At 73.4% G+C, this 19,386-nt stretch carries 14 protein-coding genes; 3 read left to right on the forward strand and 11 right to left on the reverse strand.

Annotated elements, in window-relative coordinates; all coding sequences use genetic code 11:
- Position 1: 1 nt before the first annotated feature.
- From AB5J87_RS25160 to lipB, 3 genes are all read right to left on the reverse strand, one after another.
- Positions 2 to 214: a hypothetical protein gene (locus AB5J87_RS25160; RefSeq protein ID WP_369379494.1), complete on the reverse strand. Its 213-nt coding sequence runs from the start codon at positions 212 to 214 to the stop codon at positions 2 to 4.
- A 276-nt stretch (positions 215 to 490) separates the two neighbouring features.
- On the reverse strand, positions 491 to 1,468 hold the full coding sequence (gene lipA, locus AB5J87_RS25165; RefSeq protein WP_369379495.1) for a lipoyl synthase: 978 nt from the start codon (positions 1,466 to 1,468) through the stop codon (positions 491 to 493).
- A 125-nt stretch (positions 1,469 to 1,593) separates the two neighbouring features.
- Entirely contained in the window at positions 1,594 to 2,391 is a 798-nt protein-coding gene (lipB, locus tag AB5J87_RS25170; protein ID WP_369379496.1) for a lipoyl(octanoyl) transferase LipB, read from the reverse strand.
- A gap of 207 nt (positions 2,392 to 2,598) precedes the next feature.
- Here lipB and AB5J87_RS25175 point away from each other — a divergent pair, with 207 nt between their 5' ends.
- Positions 2,599 to 4,056, forward strand: a complete 1,458-nt coding sequence (locus AB5J87_RS25175; RefSeq protein WP_369379498.1) for a regulator — start codon at positions 2,599 to 2,601, stop codon at positions 4,054 to 4,056.
- Positions 4,057 to 4,059: 3 nt separating this feature from the next.
- Here AB5J87_RS25175 and AB5J87_RS25180 read toward each other — a convergent pair whose 3' ends face one another.
- A complete protein-coding gene (locus AB5J87_RS25180) occupies positions 4,060 to 5,412 on the reverse strand; it encodes an NAD(P)/FAD-dependent oxidoreductase (protein ID WP_369379499.1) in 1,353 nt (450 codons plus the stop codon).
- 186 nt (positions 5,413 to 5,598) lie between these two features.
- Positions 5,599 to 6,498 carry a TIGR01777 family oxidoreductase gene (locus tag AB5J87_RS25185; RefSeq protein ID WP_369379500.1) on the reverse strand — a complete coding sequence of 300 codons (900 nt, stop codon included), beginning with the start codon at positions 6,496 to 6,498 and terminating at the stop codon, positions 5,599 to 5,601.
- Between the two features lie 80 nt (positions 6,499 to 6,578).
- Here AB5J87_RS25185 and AB5J87_RS25190 point away from each other — a divergent pair, with 80 nt between their 5' ends.
- On the forward strand, positions 6,579 to 7,073 hold the full coding sequence (locus AB5J87_RS25190) for an N-acetyltransferase family protein (RefSeq protein WP_369379501.1): 495 nt from the start codon (positions 6,579 to 6,581) through the stop codon (positions 7,071 to 7,073).
- Positions 7,074 to 7,120: 47 nt separating this feature from the next.
- Complete coding sequence (locus tag AB5J87_RS25195) at positions 7,121 to 8,194, forward strand: PP2C family protein-serine/threonine phosphatase (RefSeq protein ID WP_369379502.1); 1,074 nt, start codon at positions 7,121 to 7,123, stop codon at positions 8,192 to 8,194.
- Positions 8,195 to 8,604: 410 nt separating this feature from the next.
- Here the strand turns inward: AB5J87_RS25195 and AB5J87_RS25200 are convergent, their stop codons facing one another.
- The 6 genes from AB5J87_RS25200 to AB5J87_RS25225 form a co-directional block, all read right to left on the reverse strand.
- Entirely contained in the window at positions 8,605 to 9,135 is a 531-nt protein-coding gene (locus tag AB5J87_RS25200) for a DUF4240 domain-containing protein (RefSeq protein WP_369379503.1), read from the reverse strand.
- 196 nt (positions 9,136 to 9,331) lie between these two features.
- Positions 9,332 to 12,031: a pyruvate dehydrogenase (acetyl-transferring), homodimeric type gene (aceE, locus tag AB5J87_RS25205; RefSeq protein WP_369379504.1), complete on the reverse strand. Its 2,700-nt coding sequence runs from the start codon at positions 12,029 to 12,031 to the stop codon at positions 9,332 to 9,334.
- A 1,254-nt stretch (positions 12,032 to 13,285) separates the two neighbouring features.
- The gene (locus AB5J87_RS25210; RefSeq protein WP_369379505.1) at positions 13,286 to 13,909 is read right to left on the reverse strand and encodes a GntR family transcriptional regulator; all 624 of its coding nucleotides are present in this window, start codon (positions 13,907 to 13,909) and stop codon (positions 13,286 to 13,288) included.
- A gap of 108 nt (positions 13,910 to 14,017) precedes the next feature.
- Complete coding sequence (gene sucB, locus AB5J87_RS25215) at positions 14,018 to 15,799, reverse strand: 2-oxoglutarate dehydrogenase, E2 component, dihydrolipoamide succinyltransferase (protein WP_369379507.1); 1,782 nt, start codon at positions 15,797 to 15,799, stop codon at positions 14,018 to 14,020.
- Positions 15,800 to 15,853: 54 nt separating this feature from the next.
- Positions 15,854 to 17,242, reverse strand: a complete 1,389-nt coding sequence (gene lpdA / locus AB5J87_RS25220) for a dihydrolipoyl dehydrogenase (protein WP_369379508.1) — start codon at positions 17,240 to 17,242, stop codon at positions 15,854 to 15,856.
- A gap of 320 nt (positions 17,243 to 17,562) precedes the next feature.
- The gene (locus AB5J87_RS25225; protein WP_369379510.1) at positions 17,563 to 19,083 is read right to left on the reverse strand and encodes a leucyl aminopeptidase; all 1,521 of its coding nucleotides are present in this window, start codon (positions 19,081 to 19,083) and stop codon (positions 17,563 to 17,565) included.
- Positions 19,084 to 19,386: the final 303 nt, after the last annotated feature.

Here is a 19,386-nt window from a genome sequence, read left to right on the forward strand (position 1 = left end):
TTTACGTGGCCCGGGGCCGACGGCTAGCCACGGCCTCCAGTACGTGCTGGGCCTCGGTCCGGTCCTTGGCGCGGCGGCGGTCCTCCAGGACGGCGGTCCAGGCGTTGCGGCGGGCCGTGCGCTGGCCCGCGCCCATCAGGAGGGACTCCATGGCACGCAGTGCGTCGGTGACGGACGGGAGCGCGGTGGCGCGTACGGTCGTCGCGGACTGCATCGTGAGGTCCTCCCTCGGACGGACAACGGACGGGGGCGATCGCGGGGCGTGCGCGCCGGAGCTCGCGCCCCGTTGTGCGCGGTGTGTGAAGCCAGCGTCACTGACTGGTGTTACCAGGGCGTGTCCGGCCGGTCAAACACCAATGAAACCTTGACGCGGACCGGTGAAAGCCTGACGCGGCCCGTACACACCTCCTACCTGCGAGGTATGTACGGGCCGCGCCGAATCGGCCATTACCGGCCGGTAGTACCTTGTGCGCGAATTCACACGCCCGCGTCACACACCCGCGGTGGTGCCCTCCGCGGCGACCGTCTCGCCGCGGCGCTCCATCGCCTGCTGGAACAGCCGGCCCGCGCGGTACGAGGAGCGGACCAGCGGGCCCGACATCACACCGGAGAAACCGATCTCGTCGGCCTCCTCCTTGAGCTCCACGAACTCCTGCGGCTTCACCCAGCGCTCCACGGGGTGGTGGCGCACCGACGGCCGCAGGTACTGCGTGATCGTGATCAGCTCGCAGCCCGCGTCGTGCAGGTGCTGGAGCGCCTCGCTGACCTCCTCGCGGGTCTCGCCCATGCCGAGGATCAGGTTGGACTTGGTCACCAGGCCGTAGTCGCGGGCCTGGGTGATGACCTCCAGCGAGCGCTCGTAGCGGAAGCCGGGGCGGATCCGCTTGAAGATGCGCGGCACGGTCTCGACGTTGTGCGCGAAGACCTCGGGGCGGGACGAGAAGACCTCGGCCAGCTGCTCGGGGACCGCGTTGAAGTCGGGGGCGAGCAGCTCGACCTTGGTGCGCCCGGCCGCGCGGCCGGCGGTCTGCGCGTGGATCTGGCGCACCGTCTCCGCGTACAGCCAGGCGCCGCCGTCCGCCAGGTCGTCGCGGGCGACGCCGGTGATGGTGGCGTAGTTCAGGTCCATGGTGACCACGGACTCGCCGACGCGGCGGGGCTCGTCGCGGTCGAGCGCCTCGGGCTTGCCCGTGTCGATCTGGCAGAAGTCGCAGCGCCGGGTGCACTGGTCGCCGCCGATGAGGAAGGTCGCCTCGCGGTCCTCCCAGCACTCGAAGATGTTGGGGCAGCCCGCCTCCTGGCAGACCGTGTGCAGCCCCTCGCTCTTCACCAGGCTCTGGAGCTTGTTGTACTCGGGGCCCATCTTCGCCCGGGTCTTGATCCACTCGGGCTTGCGCTCGATGGGGGTCTGGCTGTTCCGGACCTCCAGGCGCAGCATCTTGCGTCCGTCGGGTGCGACTGCGGACACGACGTGCTCCCTATGACTTCGATTCTTCGGCGGACACCAGGGTACGCCCGTTATTTGCGTGGCATTACGTCTGGCCAACCCATGGCCAGAGGGGCGCATTCCCGATTCCGGTGCGCCGGGGCGTACTAGGCGGTAGCGCGCTCGATCTCCCTGGGCGCCAGTTCCGCGTTCTCCAGGATGTCCTTGAGGTGTTTCTCGGCGACCGGCAGCACGTCGGCGATCGTGATCTCGCGGCCCAGCTCGTACGAGAGGGAGGTCACACCCGCGTCGCGGATGCCGCACGGCACGATCCGGTCGAACCAGGTGTTGTCCGGGTTCACGTTCAGCGCGAAGCCGTGCATGGTCACGCCCTTGGCGACCCGGATGCCGATCGCCGCGAGCTTGCGGTCCTCGCGGCGCTGGCCCGCGTTGGACGGCGCGTACTGGGGCCCGTTGAGCCGCGGGTCGAACTCCTCGTCGGCGAGCCGGGGGTCGAAGTCGAGGGCGAGGCCGCCGACCCGGGGGCGCTGCTCGACCGGGTCGCCCAGCACCCACACCCCGCTGCGGCCCTCGACCCGGGTGGTCGCCAGACCGAACTCGGCGGCGGTGCGGATCAGTGCCTCCTCCAGCCGGCGCACGTGCGCCACCACGTCCACCGGGCGCGGCAGCTTCTGGATCGGGTAGCCGACGAGCTGGCCCGGGCCGTGCCAGGTGATCTTGCCGCCCCGGTCGACGTCCACGACGGGCGTCCCGTCCAGGGGGCGCTCGCTCTCGGCCGTGCGCCGTCCCGCGGTGTAGACGGGCGGGTGCTCGACGAGCAGGCAGGTGTCCGGGATCTCGTCGGCGAACCGGGCCGCGTGGACCCGTCGCTGCTCGTCCCACGCCTGCTGGTACTCGACCGCGTTTTCGCCGAATCCCAGTCGGACAAATCGCAGCTCGTTCACGCCGGCTCCTCACCCAGTGCATACATGCGCCCCCGCCACTGTACGGCCGTGTTCGACGGCACCGGGAGCCGGGCAGAAACGGCACCTCCTCACACGATCGGATGAATGCGGCGCTCAGGTGGTGGTCTGGGCGATAAGGGCCGCTAAATTCCCCCCGTTCCATGAGGGCTGCCCGCTTGGCCCGGAAGGCAGGAGATCGCACAGCTGATGACGGAACGACCCGCGCAGCGCACGCCCAACCGCCAGCTCGCCGCACTCATCGCGGAGGCCGGCTTCTCCAACGCGGGGCTAGCGCGCCGCGTGGACCAGCTAGGTCTGGAGCACGGCCTGGATCTGAGGTACGACAAGACGTCGGTGACGAGGTGGCTGCGCGGGCAGCAGCCGCGCGGCACCACGCCCGCGCTGATCGCCGAGGTGTTCACCCGGCGCCTCGGCCGTCGGCTATCGGCCCAGGACCTGGGGCTCGACGCGTGCGCCCCGGTGTACGCCGGGCTCGAATTCGCCGCGACCCCGGAGGAGGCCGTCGACATCGTCAGCGGTCTGTGGCGCAAGGACTCCGGCAGCCACGTCGAGCTCCGCAAGATCGCGTTCACCCCGGCCGGTCTGGTGGTGCCCAGCCGCGACTGGCTGATCGGCCGGGCCGACGAACGGGTCGGGCACGGCGAACCGGCCCTGCGCCCGGCGCCCGAGACCGGCGCGCGCATCCCCAGTCAGGGGCGCCCCGGCGTACCCCGCCAGCGCACCTCGGACCGGGGCCCCGGACAGCGGGTGACCAGCGGGGACATCGCGGCCCTGCGCTCGGTGGGGGAGCTCTTCCGCACCCTGGACCACGCCTACGGCGGCGGCCACGCGCGCCAGGCCCTGGTGCGCTACCTGGAGCACGAGGCCGAGCCGATGCTGCGCGGCAGCTACGGCGAGAACACCGGCCGCAGGCTCTTCGCGGCGGCGGCCGACCTCACCCGGCTCGCGGGCTGGACCTCGTACGACATCGCGGCGCACGGACTGGCGCAGCGCTACTTCGTCCAGGCGCTGCGCCTGGCGCAGGCGGCGGGCGACCGGGCGTACGGGTCGTACGTGCTGGTCACCATGAGCCGCCAGGCGGTCTACCTCGGCCACGGCCGGGAGGCGGTGCAGCTGGCGCGGGTGGCCCAGCAGGGCGTCGGCTCCTCGGCGCCGCCCGTGGTGCAGGCGCTGCTGCACTCGGTGGAGGCGCGCGGCCACGGCGTGCTCGGCGAGATCCGGGCCTGCACGGCCTCGCTGGTGCGGGCGGAGCGGGCGATGGAGGCGGCCCGGCCCGGGGACGACGTGCCCTACTGGGCGCGGTTCTTCGACGACGCCCAGCTGGCCGACGAGTTCGGCCACTGCCACCGCGACCTCCAGCAGTACCGGGCGGCGGCGCAGCACGCGGAGCGCTCCCTACAGCTGCGCGCCCCGGCGTACGCCCGCTCGCGGCTGTTCTGCCGGGTGGTCCTCGCCTCCGCCCGGCTCGGGCTGGGCGAGCTCGACCAGGCGTGCGCCCTGGCCGCCGAGGCGGCCCAGCAGGCCAGCGAGATGCGCTCGGTGCGGGCCGTCGAGTACGTGCGCGACTTCGAGCGCCGGCTGGAGCCCTACCGCGACGCGGCGGCGGTACGGACGTACCGCGACCGCGTCGCGGCCCTCGGGTAGCGCTCAGGCGGCCCGGACCGCCGGCACCGGCGGCTCGGCCGGGCGCCTGCCCAGGTCGGCCAGGATCGCCCCGGCGGCCCGGCGGCCCGAGTACAGGGCGCCCTGGACCGTACTGGTGTCCCGGTGGTCCCCGCACACGTACAGCCCGGCGAGCACCCGCACCGGGCGGCGCACGTCGTGCGGGGCGGGCATCGCCGGGACGGCCTCCGGGGTGTGCCGGACGGCCAGCAGCTCCCAGCCGTCCGTCGGCGTCCCGTACAGCCGGGCCAGATGGCGCAGGACCGCCGCCTCCAGGTCCGGCGGCGGGGTGCCGAGCACGGTCGAGCTGATCAGGGCGCGACCGCCCGGCGCGCGCGCCGGGTCGACCTCGCTCATGACCGCCGTGTACGCCACCGGGCCGCCCCGGTCCGCGTCGAGCAGCAGCGCCGGTTCGGCCAGCGGCGGCTCGGGGGCGGTGTGGTGCAGCACGGTGATCGGGTGGAACGCCGGCACCCGCAGTCCGGGCAGCAGCTCGGCGGCGGCCCGCGCGTCGGTGGCGAGCAGCAGCGAACGGCAGCGCAGCACGCCGTGGTCGGCGGTGGCGACCGAGGTGGTGGCCACCGAGGTCACCTTGACGTCGGTGCGGACCGTGCCGGGCGGCAGCGCGGCGGCGAGCAGCTCGGGCAGCACCGACGCGCCTCCCGTGGGCACGCACAGCCGGCCGCGCGCGAAGCCGCGCAGGGCGAGGTCCGCGCACCGGCTGGAGGTGGTGAGGTCCGGGTCGCAGAGCAGCGCCGAGAGCAGGGGGCGCACGAACCCGTCCAGGGTGCGGGCGGGCAGGCCACGGGTCTGCAGGGCGGTCCCGATGGGCAGTTCGGGCCGGGCCAGGAGCCGCTCGACGGAGGTCGCGGCGAGGCGGGCGAGGGCCGCGCCGAGCCGCGCCTGGTCCAGCGCGCCGCCGAGCGGGGCGGTGGCCCCGCGCGCGGAGCTCCTGGGCACGCCCCGCGCGGCTCCTCTGGGGGCGCTCGCGAGGGCGCGCGCCGCAGCGAGTGCGCCCCGTGCGCTCCTGGGTGCGCCCGCTCGGTAGTGGCGCCCGGCGCTGTGTACGAGCACCCCGGGCGCGAACGGACTCAGAGCCAGGCCCTCCAGGCCCGGCGAGCGGGTCAGCTCCGGGTACGCGGTGGAGAGCAGCTGGCCGATCCGGTCGAGGCGGAAGCCGTCCACCTCCTCGGTGGACATCCGGCCGCCCACCTCCCCGGCGGCTTCCAGGACCATGACCGGGACTCCCGCGGCGGTCAGCTGATGCGCCGCTGACAGGCCCGCGAGCCCGGCCCCCACGATGACGACGTCCGCCTGGTGTGCGGTGCTGCAGAGCACGTGCCCCTCCCTGAAGGTCGGCGCGGCTAGGTGGATGCCTCATGCCCCCAACGGGCACCCGAAATGCAGGAGTTCGGACCGAGAGTAGAAAGCGCGGTCGATTCCCCGCCGCGCGCACGGGCCAGGGCACCGAAGCACACGGGCGCACACCGCCCGCCCGCCGGGCCCGGACCCGCGCACCTTCCGCTACCGCCGCGCCGCCGCGATCGCCCCCGCCACCGTCGGGAACGCGAAGCGGAAACCCGAGTCGAGCAGCCGCCGGGGCAGCACCCGCTGGCTGCCGAGGACGTCCTCGGAGAACTCGCCCAGGGCCACCCGCAGCGCGACCGCCGGCACCGGGAGGAGCGCCGGGCGGTGCAGCACCTCGGCCATCGCCGCCGTCACCTCCCGGTTGGTGACCGGTTCCGGCGCCGTCAGATTGACCGGTCCGGCCGGCCCCGGGCTCTCCAGCAGGTGCCGCAGCGCCGCGATGTGGTCGTGCAGCGCGATGAACGACCAGTACTGCCGCCCGCTGCCCAGCCGCCCGCCCAGACCCGCGCGGAAGAGGGGGAAGAGCCTGCCCCAGGCGCCGCCCTCGCGGGCCACCACCAGACCGGTGCGCGCGAAGACGGTCCGGATGCCCGCCTCCTCGGCCGGGGCCGCCGCCTCCTCCCACTCCACGCAGACACCCGCAAGGAACCCGTCGCCGGGCGGCGCGTCCTCGTCGACCGGGCGGTCGCCGGTGTCGCCGTAGTAGCCGATCGCCGTCCCGCACAGCAGGACCTCCGGGGGCGCGTCCAGCGAGGCCAGCGCCTCCGCGAGGGCCGCCGTGCCCAGCACCCGGCTGTCGCGGATCTCCTTCTTGTAGGCGTCCGTCCAGCGGTGGTCGCCCACCCCGGCCCCGGCCAGGTGCACCACGGCCGCGCACCCCACGAGCCCGGCCGCGTCCACGTACTGGCGCTTCGGGTCCCACTCGACCTCGTCGTCCGCCCGCGCCGGGCGGCGCACCAGGCGGACCACCTCGTGTCCGTCCGCCCGCAGGGAGCGCGTCAGCGCCGTGCCGATGAGTCCGGTCGAGCCCGTGATCGCGATCCGCATGCCGGCCAAGTCTCCCGAGGGTGGGGGCAGCCCCGCTCCGGGGCGGATTCCATGCTCGCGCACCGCGTCCCCGATGGCACAGTGGGCCCATGCACGAGCCGCGCATACGCCTCGCACAGCACCGCGACGAAGCCGCTCTGGCCGAGCTGGACCGGGAGGTCTGGTCGCCGCTGCACGCGGTGCAGCCCCGCCCCCAGCCGCCCTACGAGCCGTTCTTCGGGCCCGCCAGCCCGCCCGCCCACCACCTGGTGGCCGAGGTGGACGGGGAGGCCGTCGGCTATCTGCGGCTGGTCCGCCCCACCCGGCTCGACTGCAACAGCCACGTCCGCCAGATCCAGGGCCTGGCCGTCGCCCCGCGCGCCCGGGGCCGGGGCGTGGCGCGGGCGCTGCTGCGGGCCGCCTGCGCCGAGTCCCGCCGCCAGGGCGCCCGCCGCCTCACCCTGCGCGTCCTGGGCCACAACACGCCCGCCCGGGAGCTCTACGAGTCGGAGGGGTTCGTGGTGGAGGGCGTGCTGCCGGGGGAGTTCCTGCTGGCGGGGGCGTACGTGGACGACGTGCTGATGGGGCGCTCGCTCACCGAGTGACGTAGAAAGGAGTGACGGCAAGAATCGGGCGCCCGAGGAGCTTCGCCATGGCGGACGAGGACGGGTCAGGACTACTGCCGCCCGCTCCCAGCCCCCTCTGGCAGCGGGCGGTCCCGGTGATCGTCCTCGCCGGGATCACGGCCGCCCAGCTGGCCACCCCCAACGGGGTCGAGCTCGGCTACTTCCTCGCCGCCGTGCCGCCGCTGGCCGCCTTCGCCTACGGGCCGGTGGGCACGGTCGTCCTCGCCGCCGTCACCTTCGCCGGCGTCCTGCTGCCGCACACCCGCGACTGGTACCCGCACTCCGGCGACATCCTCACCCTCGCCGTCGTCGTGGTCTTCAGCATCGTCGTCGCCCGGGTGCGCCAGCGCCGCGACCACCAGCTGGTGACCGTCCGCACGGTCGCCGAGGCCGCCCAGCTCGCCGTGCTGCCGCCCCTGCCGGACGCGGTGGGGCCGGTGCGCTGCGCCGGGCTCTACCAGGCCGCCCAGCACGGCACCCTGGTCGGCGGTGACTTCTACGACGTGCGCGAGGGCCCCTACGGCGTACGGGCGGTGCTGGCCGACGTCCAGGGGCACGGCCTGGCGGCCGTCGGCACGGTGGCCGCGCTGCTCGGCGCCTTCCGCGAGGCGGTCCTGGACGAGCCCACCCTGCGGCGGGTGGCCGCCCGCCTGGACCGCAGGCTGGTGGTCGACTCCGGCTCCGACGGGAACGGCGAGCTGTTCGCGACCGCGCTGCTCCTGGAGTTCCCGCCGCACGAATCCGTCGTACGGGTGGTGAGCTGCGGCCACCCCCGGCCGTTCCTGCTGCGCGGGCGGACCGCGACCGAGGTGAGCGCGGACCCGGCGCCGCCGCTGGGCCTCGGCCTCGCGGGTCTGGCGCCGCCGGACGAACTGCGGGTGGAGCTGGCGCCGGGCGACCGCGTCCTGGCGTACACGGACGGGGTGACCGAGGCGCGCGACGGGGACGGCCGCTTCTACCCGCTGGCCGAACGCCTGCCGGTACTGGCCGCCCACCACGGCCTGACGGCGCTCACCGAGGCGGTGCGCGACGACCTGACCCGCCACGCGGGCCGGGCCGATGACGACGTGGCCCTGCTGGCACTGGGCCGGACGGACTGAACGGCGCGCGGGGCGCGCGAGGAGGCCGCCGGAGAGGCCCCAGGGGCCCGGGAGCGGGGTGCGCGGCCCGGGAGTCCGGTCACCGGGGTCCGGGCCGTTAGGCGGCCGGTTGGGCCCGGCCGGCAGGGGCCGGCGCGTGGTCGGTGGGCCCGGCCATCAGGCGGGGGCCGGTGCGCGGGCGGGCGGGCGCGGCCACCCGGGTGCGGGAGCCGGTGCGTGGCCGATGGCCCGGCCGTCGGGGCCGGGGCCGGTACGTGGCCGGGTGGGTCCGGCCGTCAGGACCCCCGGGGAGGCGGGTGCGCGGCCGGACGGCCCGGCCGCCGCTGCCGGGGCCGGTAGGCGGCTGGGTGGTCCCTGTCAGCAGGGGCCGGGCCGGGGCCCGGCCCGGCCCAGGCGCTCGGGTCGGGTGGTCAAGCCCCCGTGCTTACGCCGAATCGGTCCCACAGCCGGGGGAACCGTTCCGCCAGGCCGTCCTCGTCCTCGAAGTCGAAGGGGGCGCCCAGCGGCTCGGCGGGCTGCGCCGGGATGCCCAGGTCGGGTGCGACGGCCCCGGTCAGCTGCTCGTACGCCTCGTCCGCCGCGTAGCCGAGGTCCTCGCCGTCGCCGTCGATCTCCTCGTCGAAGTCGTCCAGCAGCTCGGCCAGCCGGTCCGGCTCGTGCAGCGCGCCCTCGAACACCTCCCGGCCCTGGCCGATCAGCCAGCAGCGGAAGTAGTCGAAGGCGTCGTCGCTGGCGCCGCCGAGCAGCACGGCCGCGGCGCCCCACAGATCCCAGGCGTAGGCACGGTTGTAGCGGGCCTCGAAGTGCCGGGCGAAGTCCAGGACGGCATCCGGGTCGAGCCGCACCAGCCGCTCCACGAGGAGTTCGGCGTGGTCCTCGGGGTCGCCCTCGGCGTCCTCGCGGGTGCTGTCGATCAGCTCCCAGAATTCCGTCTCGTCCATCACGGGATCCAGCATCGTGGCTGGCGGGTGGCGGCGCACGCGGAGCCGTACAAATCAGCCCTTCGGGCGTCCGGATCGCACCAGCGGCCCCAGCCGTCCCAGCCGCCCGTCACCAGCGGTGTCCGGCCGCCCCGCCGCCGGACACGGCGGTGCCCCGCCCCCCGGTAGGAGGGGGCGGGGCACCGGTGCCACTGCCCTACAGGCCGTAGCGCTCGCGGGCCTCCTTGACGGCGGACGCCTTGACCTCGCCGCGGCGGGCCAGCTGGGCCAGGGCGGCGACCACGATCGACTGGGCGTCGACGCCGAAGTGGCGGCGGGCCGCGTCACGCGTGTCGGAGAGGCCGAACCCGTCGGCGCCGAGCGAGGAGTAGTCCTGCTCGACCCACTGCGCGATCTGGTCCGGCACCTGGCGCATGTAGTCGCTGACGGCGAGGACCGGGCCCTCGGCACCGGCCAGCGCCCGGCGTACGTACGGCACGCGCTCCTCGCCGCGCAGGAGGGCGGCGTCCGCCTCCAGCGCGTCGCGGCGCAGCTCGGTCCAGGAGGTCGCGGACCACACGTCGGCGGCCACGCCCCACTCCTCGGCGAGCAGCCTCTGGGCCTCCAGCGTCCAGTGGATCGCGGTGCCGGAGCCGAGCAGCTGGATGCGCGCGGGGTTGGCGGCGGCCACGTTCAGCCCGGCCGACTCGGCCGTGTTGAAGCGGTAGAGGCCCTTGACGATGCCCTCGTCGATCCCGGCCGGCTTGGCGGGCTGCGGCATGGGCTCGTTGTAGACGGTCAGGTAGTAGAAGACGTCCCTGTCCTCGCCGGGGGCGGCCTCGCCGTACATCCGGCGCAGACCGTCCTTGACGATGGTGGCGATCTCGTACGCGAACGCCGGGTCGTAGCTCAGCGCCGCCGGGTTGGTCGCGGCGATCACCGGCGAGTGGCCGTCGGCGTGCTGGAGGCCCTCACCGGTCAGGGTGGTGCGGCCGGCGGTGGCGCCCACCAGGAAGCCGCGGCCCAGCTGGTCGCCGAGCTGCCACATCTGGTCGGCGGTGCGCTGCCAGCCGAACATCGAGTAGAAGATGTAGAACGGGATCATCGCCTCGCCGTGCGTGGCGTACGCGCTGGAGGCGGCGATGAAGTCGGCCATCGAACCGGCCTCGGTGATGCCCTCGTTGAGGATCTGGCCGTTCTTCGCCTCGCGGTAGTACATCAGCTGGTCGCGGTCGACCGGCTCGTACGTCTGGCCCTTCGGCGAGTAGATGCCGAGCGAGGGGAAGAGCGACTCCATGCCGAAGGTGCGGGCCTCGTCCGGGACGATCGGGACCCAGCGCTTGCCGGTCTCCTTGTCGCGGATGAGCTCCTTGACCAGCCGGACGAACGCCATGGTGGTGGCCATGGACTGGCTGCCGGAACCCTTGTCGAAGGCGGCGAACGCCTTGTCGGCGGGGGCGGGCAGCGGCGCGAGCGCGTGGGTGCGGCGGGCCGGGGCCGGGCCGCCGAGGGCGGCGCGGCGCTCCTGGAGGTAGCGGACCTCGGGGGAGTCGGCGCCGGGGTGGCCGTAGGGCACGACGCCGTCGACGAACTGCGCGTCCGAGATCGGCAGGTCCAGCAGGTCCCGCATGTTCTTGAACTCGTCGTTCGAGAGCTTCTTCATCTGGTGGTTCGCGTTCTTGGACGCGAAGCCCTCACCGAGGGTGAAGCCCTTGACGGTCTGCGCCAGGATCACGGTCGGCGCGCCCTTGAACTCCAGGGCGGCCTTGTACGCGGCGTACACCTTGCGGGGCTCGTGGCCGCCGCGCGAGAGGTGGAAGCACTCCAGGATCTTGTCGTCCGAGAGCAGCTTCGCCATCTCGACGAGCGCGGGGTCCTTGCCGAAGAAGTCCTCGCGGATGTAGGCCGCGTCACGCGTCTGGTACGTCTGCACCTGCGCGTCCGGGACCTCGCGCAGCCGGCGGACCAGGGCGCCGGTGGTGTCGAGCGCGAAGAGCTCGTCCCAGGCGCCGCCCCACAGCGACTTCACGACGTTCCAGCCGGCGCCGCGGAACTGGGCCTCCAGCTCCTGCACGATCTTGAAGTTGGCGCGGACCGGGCCGTCGAGGCGCTGCAGGTTGCAGTTGATGACGAAGGTCAGGTTGTCCAGACCCTCGCGGGCCGCCAGCGCGAGGGCGGCGGTCGACTCGGGCTCGTCCATCTCGCCGTCGCCGAGGAAGGCCCACACGTGGGAGGCCGAGACGTCCTTGATGCTGCGGTTGGTGAGATAGCGGTTGAAACGCGCCTGGTAAATGGCGGAGAGCGGCCCGAGACCCATGGAGACGGTCGGGAACTCCCACAGCCAGGGAAGGCGGCGGGGGTGCGGGTAGGACGGCAGGCCGTTGCCGCCCGCCTCCTGCCGGAAGTTGTCGAGGTGGCTCTCGTTCAGCCGCCCGTCGAGGAAGGCGCGGGCGTAGATGCCCGGGGAGGCGTGGCCCTGGATGTAGAGCTGGTCGCCGGACCCGTCGCCCTCCTTGCCCTTGAAGAAGTGGTTGAAGCCGGTCTCGTAGAGCCAGGCGGCGGAGGCGAAGGTGGCGATGTGGCCGCCGACGCCGTGCTTGGCGCCGCGGGTGACCATCGCGGCGGCGTTCCACCGGTTCCACGCCGTGATCCGGCGCTCCATCTCCTCGTCGCCGTCGATCGCCGGCTCGGCGGAGGTGGGGATGGTGTTGACGTAGTCCGTCTCCAGCAGCTTCGGCAGGGCCAGGCCCGCGCCCTCGGCGTGCTGGAGCGTGCGGCGCATCAGATACGCGGCCCGGTGCGGGCCGGCGGCCTTGGCGACGGCATCGAGGGAGGCCGCCCACTCGGCGGTCTCCTCGGTGTCACGGTCCGGGAGCTGGTCGAGCTCGCTCGGAGTCTTGTGCGTGGGGTCGATCATGATCGCCGCCTTCCGGACAGGAGGGGGGTGGAGATAAGGGGCCTTGTCTGGCAGGACAGGGCGGTGGACCGGGTAAGTCCGCCGTCGACTGTAAGCCGCCGATCGATGATCGATCAAAGCGTTGAGCGAAAAACTTCTTCATATCGACAAAGTCGGCACAGGGTGCCGTGGATGTCGGCACGGGGTGCCTTGTTTTCGCAGGTGGGGTGGGGTTCGGATGAGCGGGGGCGCCGGAGTATGAGCGGGGCGCGCCCCCTTCGTCCCTGTACGGCAAGGGGGGTGCCGGGTTCCCCTTTTCGGCCAGGGGTGGCCCATTCGGGCCGGGTGCTCGTCTGCGGGGGCTGCGCCCCATCCGGGCCGGGTGCTCGTCTGCGGACCGTGCTGGGCTGACCGCGCAGTTCCCCGCGCTCCTTGTTGGGGCGGTTGCTCGGCTGCGGGCCGGTGGTGGGTTGCTCGCGCCGTTCCTCGCGCCCCTTGTTGGGGCGGTTGCTCATCTGCGGGCCGTGGGGGTTGCTCGCGCCGTTCCCCGCGCCCCTGGTGGGGCGGGTGTTTGGCCGCGGGCCGGTGGGGGTGCTCGCGCAGTTCCTCGCGCCCCTTGTTGGGGCGGTTGCTCATCTGCGGGCCGTGAGGGTTGCTCGCGCCGTTCCCCGCGCCCCTGGTGGGGCGGGTGTTTTCTGCGGGGCGTGCGGGCTGAGCGCTCCTTGGGAAAACCGCCTTCACCTGCGGACCGTGCCCGCTTCCCGCGCAGTTCCCCGCGCCCCTGGAAAACCCGCCCTCGTCTGCCGACCGTGCCCGCGTCTCGCGCCGTTCCCCGCGCCCCTGGGGGCACTGGGGCGGGCCCTCCTGATGGGCCCGGAGGGCCCTTTCAGGGGCGCGGGGAACTGCGCGACCAGCCCACCACGGCCGGTGGACGAAAGGGTGTTGGGGGCGCGGGGAACTGCGCGACCAGCCCCCGCCGGGCCGCAGGCGAATGTGACTCTCGTTCAGGGGGTGCAGGGGCGCAGCCCCGCGTTCTCCTGGGGAGCGGCCCCGCACGGGCCGCAGACGTCCAACTGCCCCATCCAGGGGCGCGGGGAACTGCGTGAGCAACCCCCACCGGCCCGCGGACGAGCAACCGGCCCACCAGGGGCGCGGGGAACTGCGTGAGCAACCCCCACCGGCCCGCGGACGAGCAACCGGCCCACCAGGGGCGCGGGGAACCGCGCGAGCAACCCCCACCGGGCCGCAGCCGAACAACCGGCCCCCCCGGGGGGCTTACGCGCGGGGGGCGCAGCCCAGGACGTGGGACTTGACCAGGGTGCCGATGCGCGGGTCGTGGCGTCGGAACGCCTCCACCAGCTCCTGGTGCTCCTCCGCGTACGACTTCTGCACGGTCCCCAGCCACCGGATGGACAGCGCCGTGAAGACCTCGATCCCGAGCCCCTCCCAGGTGTGGAGGAGGACCCCGTTCCCCGCCGCCCGCACCAGCTCGCGGTGGAACCCCACGGTGTGCCGCACCTGCGCCGTCCCGTCCGCCGCCGCGTCCGCCTCGTACAGCGCCGCCACGTGCGGCTCCAGGGCCGAGCAGTCGGTGGCGAGCCGGTCCGCGGCCAGCTCGGCCGCGATCTGCTCCAGGCCGGCCCGGACGGGGTAGCTCTCCTCCAGGTCGGCCGCCGTCAGGTTCCGCACCCGTACGCCCTTGTTCGGCGCGGACTCGATCAGCCGCAGGGACTCCAGCTCCCGCAGCGCCTCCCGGACGGGCGTCTGGCTGACCTGGAGCTCGACCGCGATGCGGCGCTCCACGATCCGCTCACCCGGCTTCCAGCGGCCACTGACGATCCCCTCCACGATGTGCTCGCGGATCTGTTCGCGCAGCGAGTGGACGACGGGCGGGGTCATGACGAGCTCCTTCACGCGAGCGGTGACCCCTAGACAATACGGCGGCGCCCCCACCTGGAATCACTCCGGGCGGGGGCGCCTTCGTCACAGACCGTACGGCCGCGTGTCCTACAGGCCGAGCTCGACCTCGAACTCGCCGGCCTCCAGGATCGCCTTGACGGCCGTCAGGTAGCGGGCGGCGTCGGCGCCGTCCACCAGACGGTGGTCGTAGGAGAGCGACAGGTAGGTCATGTCGCGGACGCCGATGACCGTGCCCTCGGCGGTCTCGATGACCGCCGGGCGCTTGACGGTGGCACCGATGCCCAGGATGGCGACCTGGTTCGGCGGCACGATGACCGTGTCGAACAGCGCACCGCGCGAGCCGGTGTTGCTGATCGTGAAGGTCGCGCCGGACAGCTCGTCCGGGGTGATCTTGTTGGCGCGGACCTTGCCGGCCAGGTCGGCGGTCGCCTTGGAGATGCCGGCGATGTTCAGGTCGCCCGCACCCTTGATGACCGGCGTCATCAGACCCTTCTCGGAGTCCACGGCGATGCCGATGTTCTCCGAGTCGAAGTACGTGATGGTGCCCTCGTCCTCGTTGATCCGGGCGTTGATGACCGGGTGGGCCTTCAGCGCCTGGGCCGCCGCCTTCACGAAGAACGGCATCGGGGAGAGCTTGACGCCCTCGCGGGCGGCGAAGGAGTCCTTCGCCTGGCCGCGCAGCTTCATCAGCTTGGTGATGTCGACCTCGACGACCGAGGTCAGCTGGGCCTGCGAGTGCAGCGCCTTCATCATGTTGTCGCCGATGACCTTGCGCATCCGGGTCATCTTGACCGTCTGGCCGCGCAGCGGGGACGCCTCCAGGGAGGGGGCGGCCTTCGCGGCGGGCGCGGCGGCGGCCGGCGCCGGGGCGGCGGCCTTGGCGGCCTCGGCCGCGGCGATGACGTCCTGCTTGCGGATGCGGCCACCGACGCCGGTGCCCTTGACCGCGCCCAGGTCCACACCGGACTCGGAGGCGAGCTTGCGGACCAGCGGCGTGACGTACGCGCCGTCGTCACCGGAGGTCGCGGCCGGAGCCGGGGCCGGGGTGACCGGAGCGGGAGCCGCGACCGGCGCGGGCGCCGGGGCGGCGGGCGCGGCCGGGGCGGCCACGGGCGCGGCCGGGGCGGCCACGGGGGCGGCCGGGGCCGGAGCCGGAGCGGCCGGGGCGGGCGCCGGAGCGGCCACCGGGGCCGGAGCCGGGGCGGCGGCCGGAGCAGCGGGGGCCGGGGCCGGGGCGGCGGCGGGCGCGGCACCGGCGGCGCCGATGACGGCCAGCTTGGCGCCGACCTCGGCGGTCTCGTCCTCGCCGACCACGATCTCCAGCAGCACACCGGCGACCGGGGCGGGGATCTCGGTGTCGACCTTGTCGGTGGAGACCTCGAGGAGCGGCTCGTCCTCGGCGACCTCCTCGCCGACCTGCTTCAGCCAGCGGGTGACGGTGCCCTCGGTGACGGACTCGCCCAGCGCGGGCAGCGTCACGTCGGTGCCGGAGGCGCCACCGGCCGGGGCGGCGGCCGGAGCCGGGGCCTCGGCGGCGGGCGCCGGGGCGGCCGGAGCCTCGGCCACGGGGGCCGGGGCGGCGGCGGGGGCCTCGGCCTGGGCCGGAGCCGGGGCGGCGGCGGGCGCGCCCGTGCCGTCGTCGATGATCGCCAGCTCGGCGCCGACCTCGACGGTCTCGTCCTCGGCGACCTTGATGGAGGCCAGGATGCCGGAGGCCGGGGCCGGGATCTCGGTGTCGACCTTGTCGGTCGAGACCTCGAGCAACGGCTCGTCGGCCTCGACGCGCTCGCCCTCGGCCTTCAGCCAGCGGGTGACGGTGCCCTCGGTGACGCTCTCGCCGAGCGCCGGAAGGGTTACGGAAACCGACATGGTTTCAGTTTCTCCTTACAGAATTGCGGAAGTGGTCGTCGCGCCCGAGGGCAATTAGTCGTGGGAGTGCAGCGGCTTGCCGGCCAGCGCCAGGTGCGCCTCGCCGAGGGCCTCGTTCTGCGTCGGGTGCGCGTGGATGAGCTGCGCGACCTCGGCCGGCAGGGCCTCCCAGTTGTAGATCAGCTGGGCTTCGCCGACCTGCTCGCCCATGCGGTCACCGACCATGTGGACGCCGACCACGGCACCGTCCTTGACCTGGACGAGCTTGATCTCGCCCGCGGTCTTGAGGATCTTGCTCTTGCCGTTGCCCGCGAGGTTGTACTTCAGAGCGACGACCTTGTCCGCACCGTAGATCTCCTTGGCCTTGGCCTCGGAGATGCCGACGGAGGCGACCTCGGGGTGGCAGTACGTCACGCGCGGCACACCGTCGTAGTCGATCGGGACGGTCTTGAGACCGGCCAGACGCTCCGCCACCAGGATGCCCTCGGCGAAGCCGACGTGCGCGAGCTGGAGGGTCGGGACGAGGTCGCCGACGGCCGAGATGGTGGGCACGTTGGTGCGCATGTACTCGTCGACCAGGACGTAGCCGCGGTCCATCGCGACGCCCTGCTCCTCGTAGCCGAGGCCCTGCGAGACCGGGCCGCGGCCGATGGCGACGAGGAGGACCTCGGCCTCGAACTCCTTGCCGTCGGCCAGCGTGACCTTGACGCCGTTCTGGGTGTACTCGGCCTTCTGGAAGAAGGTGCCCAGGTTGAACTTGATGCCGCGCTTGCGGAACGCGCGCTCAAGAAGCTTCGAGGAGTTCTCGTCCTCGGCCGGGACGAGGTGCTTGAGGCCCTCGACGACGGTGATGTCGGTGCCGAAGGACTTCCACGCCGAGGCGAACTCGACGCCGATGACGCCGCCGCCCAGGATGATCGCGGACTGCGGGACCCGGTCCAGGGTCAGCGCGTGGTCCGAGGAGATGATCCGGTTGCCGTCGATCTCCAGGCCCGGCAGCGACTTCGGCACGGAGCCGGTCGCCAGGAGGACGTGGCGGCCCTGGACGCGCTGGCCGTTGACGTCGACGGAGGTGGGCGACGAGAGGCGGCCCTCACCCTCGATGTACGTCACCTTGCGGGAGGCGACGAGACCCTGCAGGCCCTTGTAGAGGCCCGAGATCACGTCGTCCTTGTACTTGTGGACGGCCGCGATGTCGATGCCCTCGAAGGTGGCCTTGACACCGAACTGCTCGGCCTCGCGCGCCTGGTCGGCGATCTCGCCGGCGTGCAGCAGGGCCTTGGTGGGGATGCAGCCGTTGTGCAGGCAGGTGCCGCCGAGCTTGTTCTTCTCGATCAGTGCGACGTCCAGGCCCAGCTGAGCTCCGCGCAGGGCCGCGGCGTAGCCGCCACTGCCACCGCCGAGGATCACTAGGTCGAAAACGGTGCTGGCGTCGTTCGCCACGTCACGTCCTCCATGCATGTGCGCCGGGCGCCGGTCCCGTGACCGGGCGGCGGCTGGTGTTCGGCCGCTGTCTTCGTCGGCCCTGTGGTGGGGGCCCTGTCCTGCCGAGAACCCATCTTCGCACTTGTTGCCGGAAGGCGGGACGCGGGGCCGGGCTCCGAGACGTCGGATCGTCCCCGCGGGAGGCGATCGACGGGTCCGGACCGCCGGATTTCGTCCAGAGCGGAATCCGGGCGGATGCGGGGGGTGAACACGGACGGCCTCGGGCACGTGCCCGAGGCCGTCCGTGTTCACCCGGGGTCGTCCCGGGCGACCCGGGGTCAGCCCAGCTCGCCGTCGGCGGTGCGCTCGGCCAGCCGGACCAGGGTGCGGACCGCGGAGCCGGTGCCGCCCTTGGGGGTGTAGCCGAAGGGGGCGCCCTCGTTGAAGGCCGGGCCCGCGATGTCCAGGTGGGCCCAGGTGATGCCCTCGCCCACGAACTCCTTCAGGAACAGGCCGGCCACCAGGCCGCCGCCCATCCGCTCGCCCATGTTGGCGATGTCGGCGGTCGGGGAGTCCATGCCCTTGCGCAGGTCGGCGGGGAGCGGCATGGGCCAGGACGGCTCGCCGGCCTCCTCGGCCGTCTCGTGCACCGCGGTGCGGAAGGCGTCGTCGTTGGCCATCACACCGAAGGTGCGGTTGCCGAGCGCGAGGACCATGGCGCCGGTCAGGGTCGCCACGTCCACGATCGCGTCCGGCTTCTCCTCGGACGCCTTGGCCAGCGCGTCGGCCAGCACCAGCCGGCCCTCGGCGTCGGTGTTGAGCACCTCGACGGTCTTGCCGCTGTACATGCGCAGCACGTCGCCCGGGCGGGTGGCGGAGCCGGACGGCATGTTCTCGGCGAGCGCCAGCCAGCCGGTGACGTTCACCTTCAGGCCGAGGCGGGCGGCCGTGACGACGGCGGCGAAGACGGCGGCGGCGCCGGCCATGTCGCACTTCATCGTCTCGTTGTGGCCGGCCGGCTTCAGCGAGATGCCGCCCGAGTCGTAGGTGATGCCCTTGCCGACGAAGGCGAGCGACTTGGCCGCCTGCGGGTGGGTGTAGCCGATGCGGACCAGCCGCGGGCCGTTGGCGGAGCCGACGCCGACGCCGAGGATGCCCCCGTAGCCGCCCTTGGTGAGCGCCTTCTCGTCGAGCACCTGGACCTTGACGCCGTGCTCCTTGGCGGCCGCGGTGGCGACTGCGGCGAAGGATTCGGGGTAGAGGTCGTTGGGCGGGGTGTTCACCAGGTCGCGGGCGCGGTTGAGCTCCTCGGCGAGCGCGATGGCCCGCTCGGCGGCGGCCTTGTGAGCCTTGTCACGCGGCTTGGCGCCGACCAGGGCGATTTCGGCCAGTGGCGCCTTCGCGCCCTTGCCGCCCTCCTGGTACGCGGTGAAGGAGTACGCGCCGAGCAGCGCGCCCTCGGCGATGGCGGCCACGTCCTCGGCGGCCTCCAGGGGCAGCGCGAACGCGGCCTTCTTGGTGCCGTTGAGCGCGCGGGCCGCGACACCGGCGGCGGACCGCAGGGTCTCGGCGGTGTACGCGGCGCCCTTCTCGGGGGCCGCGCCGAGCCCGACCGCCAGCACGACCGGCGCCTTCAGGCCGGACGGCGACGGCAGCTTGGTCGCCTCGCCCTCGGCACCGGTGGCACCCAGGGTCTCCAGGACGCCGGCGAGCTTGCCGCCGAACGCCTTGTCCACGGCCTCGGCGCCCGGCGCGACGACCAGACCTCCCTTGGATCCGGCGCCCTTGGCGATGCCGACGACCACGGCGTCGGCGCGCAGCGTCGCGGCACCGGCAGTGCTGAGAGTCAGAGCAGTCACGGTGGTGAAGTCTCTCTTCCGTTGAGTTTCCGAGCCGATGGATGGGTCGGCTGTGCCCCGGCGCATCGTAAATCGGCCGAGTTGGGCGCGGATACGAGCGTACGCGCGCCGATGCGCTTCGATCACGGCGGCGGCAATTCACTCATCCGTGGTGTCTCTTCAACGTTTCCCCGCCAGACTGTGAGAGCTCAGTCACACTCGGCCCGTTCGGGCAAGGGCGCACGGGGCTCCTTTGCATCATCTCCACAGGTCCTCCCATGCGCGCGCGCATCCGGAAGGACCCCCATGAGGGGGGAACAATGC

It is taken from the genome of Streptomyces sp. cg36, assembly GCF_041080675.1.
Classification (GTDB): domain Bacteria; phylum Actinomycetota; class Actinomycetes; order Streptomycetales; family Streptomycetaceae; genus Streptomyces.